Origin of the sequence: Schaalia meyeri (genome assembly GCF_900105015.1) — a bacterium.
GTDB classification, from domain to species: Bacteria; Actinomycetota; Actinomycetes; order Actinomycetales; family Actinomycetaceae; genus Pauljensenia; species Pauljensenia meyeri.
The window spans coordinates 113202-124659 of the sequence record NZ_FNLK01000015.1 but is presented as its reverse complement, the minus strand read 5'-3'; the positions used below and the strand labels follow the sequence as shown (position 1 = coordinate 124659).

At 66.7% G+C, this 11458-nt stretch carries 10 protein-coding genes; 4 read left to right on the top strand and 6 right to left on the bottom strand.

The genetic code is table 11. The features are described 5' to 3' along the window. Positions 1–32 precede the first annotated feature (32 nt). Positions 33–503 carry an NUDIX hydrolase gene (locus tag BLT68_RS08680; protein ID WP_050695867.1) on the bottom strand — a complete coding sequence of 157 codons (471 nt, stop codon included), beginning with the start codon at positions 501–503 and terminating at the stop codon, positions 33–35. Positions 504–713: 210 nt separating this feature from the next. Here BLT68_RS08680 and BLT68_RS08675 point away from each other — a divergent pair, with 210 nt between their 5' ends. From BLT68_RS08675 to BLT68_RS08665, 3 genes are all read left to right on the top strand, one after another. Further along, on the top strand, positions 714–2237 hold the full coding sequence (locus tag BLT68_RS08675) for a CCA tRNA nucleotidyltransferase (RefSeq protein ID WP_074633758.1): 1524 nt from the start codon (positions 714–716) through the stop codon (positions 2235–2237). Positions 2238–2345: 108 nt separating this feature from the next. Then, positions 2346–3812 (top strand): NADP-dependent phosphogluconate dehydrogenase, encoded by a 1467-nt coding sequence (gene gndA / locus BLT68_RS08670; RefSeq protein ID WP_074633708.1) that lies wholly within the window; start codon positions 2346–2348, stop codon positions 3810–3812. Positions 3813–3945: 133 nt separating this feature from the next. Beyond that, positions 3946–6294, top strand: a complete 2349-nt coding sequence (locus BLT68_RS08665; RefSeq protein WP_074633706.1) for a transglycosylase domain-containing protein — start codon at positions 3946–3948, stop codon at positions 6292–6294. A 188-nt stretch (positions 6295–6482) separates the two neighbouring features. Here BLT68_RS08665 and rplI read toward each other — a convergent pair whose 3' ends face one another. The 5 genes from rplI to BLT68_RS08640 form a co-directional block, all read right to left on the bottom strand. After that, positions 6483–6944 carry a 50S ribosomal protein L9 gene (rplI, locus tag BLT68_RS08660; protein WP_074633705.1) on the bottom strand — a complete coding sequence of 154 codons (462 nt, stop codon included), beginning with the start codon at positions 6942–6944 and terminating at the stop codon, positions 6483–6485. Between the two features lie 20 nt (positions 6945–6964). Next, positions 6965–7207, bottom strand: a complete 243-nt coding sequence (gene rpsR / locus BLT68_RS08655) for a 30S ribosomal protein S18 (RefSeq protein ID WP_005869781.1) — start codon at positions 7205–7207, stop codon at positions 6965–6967. A gap of 92 nt (positions 7208–7299) precedes the next feature. Continuing rightward, positions 7300–7863: a single-stranded DNA-binding protein gene (locus BLT68_RS08650; RefSeq protein WP_050695487.1), complete on the bottom strand. Its 564-nt coding sequence runs from the start codon at positions 7861–7863 to the stop codon at positions 7300–7302. Between the two features lie 35 nt (positions 7864–7898). Beyond that, complete coding sequence (gene rpsF, locus BLT68_RS08645; protein WP_050695865.1) at positions 7899–8189, bottom strand: 30S ribosomal protein S6; 291 nt, start codon at positions 8187–8189, stop codon at positions 7899–7901. A 210-nt stretch (positions 8190–8399) separates the two neighbouring features. Then, positions 8400–9773, bottom strand: coding sequence for an MATE family efflux transporter (locus BLT68_RS08640; RefSeq protein ID WP_074633757.1), 1374 nt, complete (start codon positions 9771–9773; stop codon positions 8400–8402). Positions 9774–10107: 334 nt separating this feature from the next. On the opposite strand from BLT68_RS08640, the gene dnaB reads away from it, so the two are divergent. Continuing rightward, complete coding sequence (dnaB, locus tag BLT68_RS08635; protein ID WP_050695486.1) at positions 10108–11457, top strand: replicative DNA helicase; 1350 nt, start codon at positions 10108–10110, stop codon at positions 11455–11457. The last annotated feature ends 1 nt before the right edge of the window (position 11458 follow it).

The window sequence follows — 11458 nt, the reverse complement described above, 5'->3', positions numbered from 1 at the left end:
CCGCTAACAGGGCGGCCACCCAAGCCGCGCGCCTATTCACGGCCATCCCGATACAGCAGGTCCAGGGCGATGCGGACGATGCGGCGCTCGTTGGGGTAGGCCAGCTGCCGGGACACGTCCCGCAGGGGAACCCAGGCTGCCTCCTCGGCCTCGTGATCCGGGTCCCCGTCGACGCTGATGGTTCCGCACTCGTAGCCCATCAGGTAGTGGTGCACGACCTTATGAACACGGCGGTCGCTGCCCGAAAACCAGTAGTCGATCGAGGCCAGGTGACGAATAATGCGGCCGTGAATGCCGGTTTCCTCCGCGACCTCGCGCAGCGCGGCCTGCTGGGGGGTTTCGGACCCTTCCAGGTGACCCTTCGGCAGGCACCACTCGACCCGGCCAGCCCGATTGCGCCTGGCGATCAACGCGGCATAGGGAATTCCGTCACGTACATCAACGACGATGCCGCCCGCGCTGGTTTCCGCACAAATCGGCAGGTGAGAGCGGCCCACGCGCACAGAAGCGGACCGACGCGGGGGTCTGGGCACCCCGGATCGGCGGTTAACTGAACGTGCAGGCATGACTCCACTTTAACCGTTGGGCGGCCCCCGGTAGTCGACCAGGGCGCTTTCCTGGCATGCTTAGGGGCGATGAGTACTCAGTCAGCCTCCCCCCGCGTTGTTCCCGTGAGCGCACAAAACGGCGAAACGACGGACATTCCCGCCCTCATGGCAAACGCCACGAGGACATTCGCCGCGCTGCCGCCCGCAATTATGGAACTCGGCACGATTTTTGACCGGGCAGGGGAGGAGCTGGCGCTCGTCGGCGGACCGGTGCGCGACGCGTTCCTGGGAGTGACGCCAAACGACTTCGATATGGCGACCTCCGCGCGCCCGGAGCGCACCGAGGAGCTGCTGGCGAAGTGGGGCAACTCCACCTGGGACATCGGCAAGGAGTTCGGCACGATCGGCGGCCGCCGCGGGGACCTGGTCGTCGAGGTGACGACCTACCGCACCGACGAATACGAGATCGGTTCGCGCAAGCCCGAGGTCACTTTCGGCGACACGCTTGAGGGCGACCTGACGCGTCGTGACTTCACGGTCAATGCGATGGCGATGCGATTGCCGCAGATGGCGCTCGTTGACCCCTGCGGCGGCCTGGCCGACCTGGCCGCAGGCAACCTGCGCACCCCCGTCTCCGCCGAACAGTCCTTCGACGATGACCCGCTGCGCATCATGCGCGCCGCGCGTTTCTCTGCGCAGCTGGGCCTCGACGTTGACGAAGGCGTCATGAAGGCCATGGAAACCATGGCCTCGCGCCTCAAGATCGTCTCCGCCGAACGCATCCGCGCGGAACTTGAACGGCTCATCGTCTCGCCCCACCCGCGCCGCGGCATTGAGCTGATGGTCCACACGGGCGTCGCCGACATCGTCCTGCCCGAGGTCACGGCGCTGGTGTCCACGGTCGATGAGCACAAGCGCCACAAGGACGTCTACGAGCACACCCTCACCGTCGTCGAGCAGGCCATGGACCTGGAGACCAGCCCGGACGGGCCCGTCCCCGCCCCCGATTTCATCCTGCGCTTCGCGGCCCTCATGCACGACGTGGGCAAACCGGCAACGCGCCGCTTCGAGCCGAATGGTTCCGTGTCCTTCCACCACCACGAGATCGTCGGCGCGAAGATGACGCGCAAGCGCATGAAGGCCCTCCACTTCGACAAGGCCACGATCGAGGCCGTCACGAGGCTGGTCGCCCTGCACCTGCGCTTCCACGGCTACGGGGAGACCGCCTGGTCCGACTCCGCGGTGCGCCGCTACGTCGCAGACGCGGGCGACCTGCTGGAGCGGCTGCATCGCCTCACGCGCGCCGACTGCACGACCCGTAACCGCCGCAAGGCCAACTACCTGTCGGCTGCCTACGACGATCTTGAGGCGCGGATCGCCGCCCTGCGCGAGCAGGAGGAGCTGGACGCGATCCGTCCCGACCTCGACGGCGACCAGATCATGGAGATCTTGGGCCTGCGCCCGTCCCGTGCCGTCAAGATCGCCCGCGACTACCTGCTGGAGCTGCGCATGGAGCGCGGCCCCCTCGGCGAGGATGCGGCTCGCGAGGCGCTCCTGGACTGGTGGGCTTCGGATGAGGTGCGCGCCCTGGCTGAGGAGTACCAGGCTCAGCAGGCCCGCTGGGAGGCGAAGGTCGCGGAAAAAAAGGCGCGCAAGGCCGCCGCGAAGGCCGCGCGAAACGAGCAGTAGCACGACCGCGGTCGCGCCGCGACCATCGTCACGCCCGCGCGCGGTGCACCCCCGGTGGCACCGCCGTACGCTGGTGACAATCGAACGATTCCTAAGGAGAGTCACCCAATGAGCACGTTTACCCCCGAGAAGGCGTCGGCCGACATCGGCGTGTACGGACTGGGTGTGATGGGCGCGAACCTGGCCCGCAACCTGGCCCGCAACGGCTACGCGACCGCCGTTTTTAACCGCACGCAGGCGCGCACCGACAGGCTCATCAGGGAGCACGGCGACCAGGGAACCTTCGTTCCCTCCTCCACCCTGGAGGGTTTCGTCGCCTCCCTGCGCGCCCCGCGCGTGGCCATCATCATGGTCCAGGCGGGCCCGGCAACGGACGCCGTCATGGAGCAGTTGGCCGCCCTCATGGAGGACGGCGATATCATAGTCGACTGCGGAAACTCGCTGTTCACCGACACGATTCGCCGCGAGAAATGGGTGGCCGAGCGCGGCCTGCACTTCGTGGGCGCGGGCGTTTCCGGCGGCGAGGAGGGGGCCCTGTGGGGGCCGTCCATTATGCCGGGAGGAACACCGGCCTCGTACGACCGCCTGGGCCCCATGTTCGAGACGATCTCCGCCACCTACGACGGCGTGCCCTGCTGCACGTACATCGGCGCGAACGGTGCGGGCCACTTCGTGAAGATGGTTCACAACGGCATCGAGTACGCCGACATGCAGGTCATCGCCGAGGCATACGCCCTGCTGCGCGAGGGCCTGGGCGCCGAGCCCGGTGAGATCGCGGACATCTTCGCGACCTGGAACCGGGGCGAGCTCAACTCTTACCTGATCGAGATCACCGCCGAGGTGCTGCGCCAGGTGGACGCATCCACGGGCGCGCCGCTCGTTGACCTCATCGTCGATGCTGCCTCGCAAAAGGGCACCGGCAAGTGGACGGTGCAGACCGCCCTGGACCTGGCCGTCCCCGTGACCGCCATCGGCGAAGCGACGTTCGCGCGCGGGGCCTCCTCGGGCTCGGCTCAGCGCTCGGCCGGACAGGGGATGGCCGGAAACGCCTCCCCCCTCGTCATCGACACGGACGAGGCCCGGGCCGCCTTCGTGGAGGATGTGCGGCGCGCCCTCTTTGCCTCCAAGATCGTCGCCTATTCGCAGGGTTTCGACGAAATCGAGGCCGGAGCCGCCGAATACGGCTGGGACATCGACAAGGGGGCGCTGGCCCGCATCTGGCGCGACGGCTGCATCATCCGCGCGGCGTTCCTCGATGACATCACGCGCGCCTACGAGGCCGACCCCTCCCTGCCGCTCCTGCTGGCCGCGCAGCCCTTCGCGACCCGATTCGAAGAGTGCACGCCCGCGCTGCGTCGCATCGTCTCTCAGGCGGCCCTGGCCGGGGTCCCGATCCCCGTGTTCGCGTCCTCGCTGGCCTACTTCGACCAGATCCGCGCGACCCGCCTGCCCGCCGCCCTCATCCAGGCTCAGCGCGACTTCTTCGGCTCCCACACCTACCGTCGCACGGATAAGGAAGGCGTCTTTCACACCCTGTGGGCGGCCCCGGGCAGGCCCGAGGAACAGTGGTCGTGAACTGACCCGGCATTGTGGCCTCGAACAGGCGATCGCGCGACTGCGCATCCTCTGTGTCGCACCCCATACTTTGGGGATCTTCGGGGAAACACGGTTACGCTAGAGATACAACAATCCGCGAAAGGGCGAACACGTGGCGACTCACAACGGACAAATGGACTGGAACGACATCATCGGGTCGGGCGGAACGAACGCGGCCGGGCCCGATCAGGCGCCCTCGCGGCGTTCGGTGACCTCAGCGCCCGCCACGCGCTCATCCAGGAAGGCCGCCACGGCCTCGTCGGAGGGACGAAAGGGCCCCGCGAAGAAAAAGAGGCGCTGGGCCAAGCGCATCGGCTTTGGGTTCCTGACCCTCATCCTCGGTGCCTTTATCGCCGGCATGGGCGTGTTCCTGTACCTCTATAACACGCTGGCCGTGCCCGCCCCGGACGATCTGGCGCTCGCACAGAAAACAGCGGTCTACTACGCGGATGGCACCACCGAGATCGGGACGCTCGGCGACATCAACCGGCAGATCATCGACACGACGACGCTGCCCGATTACGTCTCCAAGGCGATCGTCGCCTCCGAGGACCGCACGTTCTACACGAACTCCGGCGTCGACCTGAAGGGCATCGCCCGAGCCCTGGTGAACAACCTGCTTGGCGGCGCGCGCCAGGGCGGCTCAACGCTCACCCAGCAATACGTCGAACGCTACTACGTCGGTGAAACCACGTCGTATGGCGGCAAGCTCAAGGAAGCTGTGCTGGCGATCAAGATCAACCGGGAAAAGTCCAAGGACGAGGTGATCGGCGCCTACATGAACACCATCTACTTCGGCCGCGGCGCGTATGGCATCGACGCGGCCGCGCAGGCGTACTTTGGCCACGGAGCGAGCGAGTTGACCCTCTCCGAGGCCTCGCTGCTGGCATCGGTCATCCCCGCGCCCTCCGCGTGGGATCCCGCCGTCAACCCCGAGAAGGCAAAGGAGCGCTGGAACCGCGATCTGAACCTGATGGTCGTGGACGGCTGGATCACGCAGGATCAGGCGGACGCCGCGGTCTTCCCCCAGACCATCGACCCGGAAACGCTCAACAGGGAGTCCATGACCGGCACGAACGGTTACCTCATGGCGCAGGTGAAGTCAGAGCTGATCAAGTCCGGCCAGTTCGACGAGGACAAGATCAGCCAGGGCGGCCTGCGCATCACCTCCACGATCGTCAAGGAACACCAGGATCAGGCGATCGCCGCCGCCGAGGGGATGAACAAGGTGAGCGGCTGGGATCCCACGCACCAGCACGTCGCGCTGTCGTCCATGGATCCCGAGACCGGCGAGATCCTCGCGGAGTATGCGGGCGCCGACTATCTGACGCGCCAGCAAAACGCGGTCACCCAGGACATCGCGATGGCGGGCTCCTCCTTTAAACCCTTTGCGCTCCTGGCCAACGCGCGCCAGGAAGGCTCTGTCTACGACACGTATTCGGGCAAGTCCCCGCAGTACTTTCCGGGCATGAATGTGCCCGTCTCGAACGACGGCGGATACTCTTTCGGCAACGTCACCCTGGTGCGCGCCACCGAATACTCGATGAACACGGCGTACGTCGCTTTGAACCAGGACGTGGGCCCCGAGAACACCCTCAAGGCGGCCGTTGACGCCGGGATCCCAGAAGACACGCTGGGTCTTAATGGCCAGCTCTTGAATGTTCTGGGCTTTGCGTCCCCGCACAACATTGACCTGACGACCGCGTATTCGACGATTGCGAACGGCGGCCAGCGCGTGAATGCGCACATCGTCAAGAAGGTGGAGGATTCCAGGAGCAAGCTCCTCTACAGCGGTGACGTCACCCCGAAGCGCGTGTTCCAGGCCGAGGAGATCTCGTCGATCATGCCCGCCCTCGAGGCCGTGACCGGTGGGGATGGAACAGCCAGTAACGTCGACCGTTCCATCCCGCGCCTGACGACAGCGGGCAAGACCGGGACCGCGTCGGATCAGCTCTCCGCACAGTTCGTCGGATTCGTTCCCGGAATGGTGACGGCCGTGTCGATGTACCAGTCCGATGACGAAGGAAACTCCGTGCCGCTGGATAACATTGGCAGGGTCAACCAGTTCCACGGCGGCGACTGGCCCGTCGACGTGTGGATCGACTACATGAAGCCTGCGACGGCGAACATGACGACAACAGACTTCACGTGGAAGGTCAGTTCCAAGCGCCGGGCGCGCAAGAACACGCCGACGCCCGCCCCGAGCGCCACCTCGGAATCCCCGCAGTCCCCCAGCGAACCCACGGACGAGCCGACGCCCTCCGCGCCGCCCACCACCGTGCCCTCGGACGGAAACAAGGGGGGCAACAAGGGTAATGGAGAAGGAGACGGCAATGGAAACGGCGGCGGTAACGGCAACCCGCCGGGCAACGGTAACCCGCCGGGCAATGGGAATCCGCCGGGCAACGGCAACCCACCCGGAAACGGCGGGGGTCAGAACAACAATAACCGAGGAGGCTAGCGCCGCCGCGTAGCCGTGGGCGCGGCCCCGGCGTGGCGCGCGGTGCATCCTCGTGGGGTTTTTCGCCCGCCCGCCCGTGCCCGCTCGTGAGCGCGTCGGCGCCCACTTTGTTGGCCCTCACACAAAAACAGGGGTGGCCACCGCCAGAGCGGTGGCCACCCCTGTTCGGTGGTTCCGGAGCTAAGCCGTCACTTCGCGGCGGACACGCGAACCTTCAGGTTCGCGGACACCTCGGGGTGCAGCCCGACGGTCACGGTGTGGTCGCCAACAGCTTTGATGGGCGAGGCGATGATGACGCGGCGACGGTCGATGGTCTGTCCCAGCTGCTCCTTGACCGCCTCGGCGATCTGGGCGGCGGAAACGGCGCCGAAGAGGCGCCCGGCGTTGCCGACCTTACCGGTGATCTCGACGATGGCGCCACCCTGCAGGGCGTCGCGCACCGCGCGCGCGTCGTCGATCGTGGCGATCTCGTGGCGGCGACGGGCCGCGGCGATCTGGTCGATCTGCTTCTGCGCGCCAGCCGTCCACTTGGTGGCGAAACCGCGGGGGACCAGGTAGTTGCGGGCGTAGCCAGCCTTGACTTCGACGACCTCGCCTGCATGGCCGAGGCGCGGGACGTCGTGGGTGAGGATCAGTTTCGTGGTAGCCATATCAGCTGTGTCCTTCCCTATCAGCGGCCGGTCGAGGAGTAGGGCAGCAGGGCCATCTCGCGCGCGTTCTTGACGGCGCGAGCGATCTTGCGCTGCTCCTGCGTGGAAACACCGGTCACGCGGCGCGCGCGGATCTTGCCGCGGTCCGAGATGAACTTGCGCAGCAGAGCGGTGTCCTTGTAGTCGATCTTTTCGATCTTGGCCGACTTCAGTGGGTTGGCCTTCTTCTTAATGGGCTTGTTGCGAAGTTGAGGCTTCGCCATGATGGTCTCCTAGTGAATCCGGGCGGACATGTCCGCCCCAAGCGTGTTGTCTTCGACGTGGCGCCACCGGGGGATACCCGGGGATACCGACGTTAGAACGGAGGCTCGTCGCCAAAGGAGGTGGCGCCGCCGGAAGGGGCGGAACGCCACGGGTCCTCGGGGGAGCCGCCGGTCGGTGCGCCGTAGTTGGCACTGCCCTGGCCGTATCCACCCTGTCCGCCGCCGTATCCGCCGCCCTGGGGGGCTGCCTGCGAGCCGCGGTTATCGGACTGGTAGCCGCCACCGCCGGCGGGCGTGGTGCGGGTGACCTGCGCGCGCGCGCGACGCAGGGAGGGGCCGACCTCGTCGACCTGCATCTCAACGACCGTGCGGCGTTCTCCCTGCTGGGTTTCGTACGAGCGCTGGGTAAGGCGACCCGATGCGATGACGCGCATGCCCTTGCGCAGCGACTCGGCGACGTTCTCAGCCGCCTCGCGCCACACGGAGCAGCGCATGAACAGGGTGTCGCCGTCGCGCCATTCGCCGGCGTTTCGGTCATAGGTTCGGGGGGTGGAGGCCACCGTGAAATCGGCGACCGCTGCTCCGGACTGCGTCCACCGCAGTTCGGGATCGGCGGTCAGGTTGCCGATGATTGTGATGACGGTATCTCCGGCCATGTCGGCTCCTCGGGCTTAGAGGGTGTGGTATCGGCTCAGTGAGCGTCGGGGCGCAGAAGCTTCGTACGGAGAATGGTCTCGTCGATGCCCATGCGGCGGTTGATCTCGAGAGCGACCTCGGGGGTCGTGGTCATGTCGATGACGACGTAGATGCCCTCGGAACGCTTCAGGATGTCGTAGGCAAGGCGGCGCTTGCCCCAGACGTCAACGTTTTCGACGGATCCGCCGCCCGCAGCCACGGGTGCCAGGTACTTTTCCATCGTGGGGGCGACGGTGCGCTCGTCGATCGAAGGATCGAGGATCACCATCAGTTCGTATTTACGCACGTTGGTTCCCACCTCCTATGGTCTTTGCGGTCACGGACGGTCCGTGACAGGAGGGCGTTGCGTATGGCCCGTGAGGACCTGTTGGACTTTCCGCGGATACGGATAGTCCAACCACACATTTTACACGCTTGAGGGCGATGCTGCCAGGGCGTTTCCGGTCACGATTCGTTCGATGCCGGACGAGGCGCGGGGTGCCTCGCGTGCATGACCTCAGAGGGTACGCGCGCCAAGGGCGTTGGTCAGCGCCCGCATGCCCGTATAGACGGCGGCGTAGGCGAGCCACACGAGCGCGAGCGCCAGGCAGGGGCGAGCAGCCAGGGCGGTCGAGTGGGCGATGCCCCACAAGGCGGGCGCGTAGGCAACGAGGGTGACGACGGACGCTGCGGCCAGGTAGCGGCCGCGTCCCGCGCCGATCAGGATTCCGTCCAGCAGGAACACGTACCCGGCGATGGGCTGGAAGAGAGCGCCGACGATGAGGGCGACGGTCGCGTAGTCGATGACGGTGTGGTCGGTCGTGAAAATGCGAGTGATCCACGGGGAGGTCACCGCCAGGGCGAGGCCGACGACCGCGCCGAAACCGACCCCCCAGCGGGCGAGGGTGCGCACCAGGGGGCGCATGGCCCCCCGCTGGCCGCTGCCCTGGGTGAATCCAGCGAGCGCCTGCGCGGCGATCGCGAGGGCGTCGAGGACGTAGGCGGCGAAGCTCCACAGCGTCCACACGATCTGGTGGGCGGCGAGCGCCTGCGTGGAGATGGCGGTGACGGCGGCCAGGGTGGCCAGCAGGGCGACGCGCAGGGCCAGGGTGCGCACCAGGAGAGGGACGCCAGCGACGGCTGCTGACAAGAGCCCGGATGTGGAGGGGCGCAGGCTGACGCCCTCCCGGCGCGCGCCGCGCGCGACCACCCACGCCAGGAAGGCCGCCATGAGGCTTTGCGTGATGGTCGTCCCCAGGCCGGACCCGGCGACCCCCAGGCCGAGGGGGTACATGAGCGTCCAGTTCGCGGCCGCGTTGAAGGCCGCTCCCACGGACGCCGCGACCAGCGGGGTGCGCGTGTCCTGCAGGCCCCTCAGCGTGCCGGTGGTGGCCAGGACCACGAACATGCCGATCAGGCCGGGCGCGGAGGACCGCAGATAGGCGCGCGCGTGGGGCATGGTCGCCGCGTCGGCCCCCAGCCAGGACAGCAGCGGGGAGGAGAAGAGAGTCAGGAGGATCGCGGCGAGCGCCCCCAGGCACACGGCCAACCACATGGCTTCAACTCCGGAGCGCATTGCCAGGTCGCGCCTCCCCGCCCCCAGGTGCCGACCCGCCAGGGAGGTCGTCGAATACGCCAGGAAAATGAACAGGCCGACGACGGTGTTCAGGACCGTCGACGCGATGCCCAGGCCAGCCAGCTCGGGGGTTCCCAGGTGGCCGACCATCGTGGAGTCGATGACGGTGAAGAGAGGTTCGGCGATGAGCGCGCCCAGGGACGGCAGCGCCAGGGAGAGGATCGCGCCCGTGGTGATCGTTGGCACCGACGGTCCCGGGTTCTCCTCCCGCGGCGACGAGGAGGTCGGGCCGCCGGCTCCGTGGGTGCTTGTCATGACACGCTCCATTTCTTTTCCACAATATGTGCACAGGCCTGTGGAAAGCCGCGCACTCGGAAATTGTAGACGGCTCAATGAATGACAACGATGTGACTGTGATGAGCATATCTGCGCTGACAGATCGGTCATTTGGTGCTGTGCACAGGCTCCTTCGGCGTGGTGCACAGGCTATCCACAATGTATGCACATGCCGGTGCACATCGGCGCTCGCGCACCCGCCGCCGACGCGTTAGTCTTCCCTGGAGGATCTCTATCCGCAGCCGCGCTCGCGCTCGCGGCCCCAGCGACCACGCCTCGCTCGATAGCCGCCGATTCACCCGAGAGGATCACCATGTCCGACGACCAATTCGACCGCGTCCCCCCGCAGGACATCGACGCGGAGATGAGCGTCCTCGGATCGATGATGCTGACGACCGAGGCCGCCAACGTGGTGTCCGAGATGCTGCGTGGGCAAGACTTCTACCAGCCCAGCCACGAGACGATCTTTGACACGATCATCGAACTGAACGGACGCGCCGAACCCGCGGACGCGATCACCGTCGCCGGCGAGCTCAAGCGCGCCGGAATGCTCTCCAAGGTGGGTGGCGCCGCCTACCTGCACAGTCTCATCGCGTCGGTTCCGACGGCCGCGAACGCCGCGTACTACGCCCGGATCGTGCGCGAGCGCGCCATTATGCGCCGCCTGGTCACTGCAGGCACGCGCGTCGTCCAGCTCGGTTACGCGGACGCCGGCGGCGACGTTGACGAGATCGTCGACCAGGCACAGGCCGAGGTGTACGCGGTCTCGGACGGCCGCGAAACCAGCGATTACGTGTCCATGACGCAGATGAGTTCGGACATCCTCAACGCACTGGAGGACATCGAAAAGAACCGAGGCAAGCTCAACGGTGTCCCCACGGGATTCACCGACCTGGACGAACTCACACAGGGCCTGCACGGCGGGCAGATGATCATCGTCGCCGCGCGCCCCGCTATGGGTAAGTCGACGCTGGCCCTGGACTTTTGCCGCTCCGCTTCCATGAAGCACGGCATCACCTCCCTGATCTTTTCCCTGGAAATGAGCGCGCAGGAGATCGCGATGCGCATGCTCTCCGCAGAGTCCGGCGTGCGCCTGTCCAAGATGCAGGCCGGACAGATGAGCGACGTGGACTGGCGCAAGGTCGCGGAAACCACGTCCCGCATGAGCGAGGCACCCCTGTACGTGGACGACTCGGCGAACATCACGATCTCGGAGATCCGCTCGAAATGCAGGCGTTTGAAGCAGCAGGAAAACCTGGGCCTGGTCGTCGTTGACTATCTGCAGCTCATGACGAGCGGTCGACAGGTGGAATCGCGCCAGCAGGAGGTCTCCGCGATGTCGCGAAACCTCAAGCTGTTGGCGAAGGACCTGGATATTCCGGTGATCGCCGTCGCCCAGCTGAACCGTAACTCCGAGGGGCGCACCGACCGGAAGCCCATGATGAGCGACCTGCGCGAATCCGGCTCCCTGGAGCAGGATGCGGACATCATCGTTTTGCTGCACCGGCCCGACTACTACGACAGGGAAGACCGCCCCGGCGAGGCCGACATCATCGTCGCCAAGCACCGCTCGGGCGCGACCGCGACCGTGACCGCCCTGTTCCAGGGTGACATGGCGCGCTTCGTCAACTACACGGGCCGCCCGGAGCCGGGCGGCCGGTAGG

Coding starts and splice junctions, on each gene's coding strand:
- BLT68_RS08640 (WP_074633757.1), bottom strand. CDS start 9,773: ATGACAAGCACCCACGGAGCCGGCGGCCCGACCTCCTCGTCGCCGCGG.
- rpsR (WP_005869781.1), bottom strand. CDS start 7,207: ATGGCGAAGCCTCAACTTCGCAACAAGCCCATTAAGAAGAAGGCCAAC.
- dnaB (WP_050695486.1), top strand. CDS start 10,108: ATGTCCGACGACCAATTCGACCGCGTCCCCCCGCAGGACATCGACGCG.
- gndA (WP_074633708.1), top strand. CDS start 2,346: ATGAGCACGTTTACCCCCGAGAAGGCGTCGGCCGACATCGGCGTGTAC.
- rplI (WP_074633705.1), bottom strand. CDS start 6,944: ATGGCTACCACGAAACTGATCCTCACCCACGACGTCCCGCGCCTCGGC.
- BLT68_RS08650 (WP_050695487.1), bottom strand. CDS start 7,863: ATGGCCGGAGATACCGTCATCACAATCATCGGCAACCTGACCGCCGAT.
- BLT68_RS08675 (WP_074633758.1), top strand. CDS start 714: ATGGCAAACGCCACGAGGACATTCGCCGCGCTGCCGCCCGCAATTATG.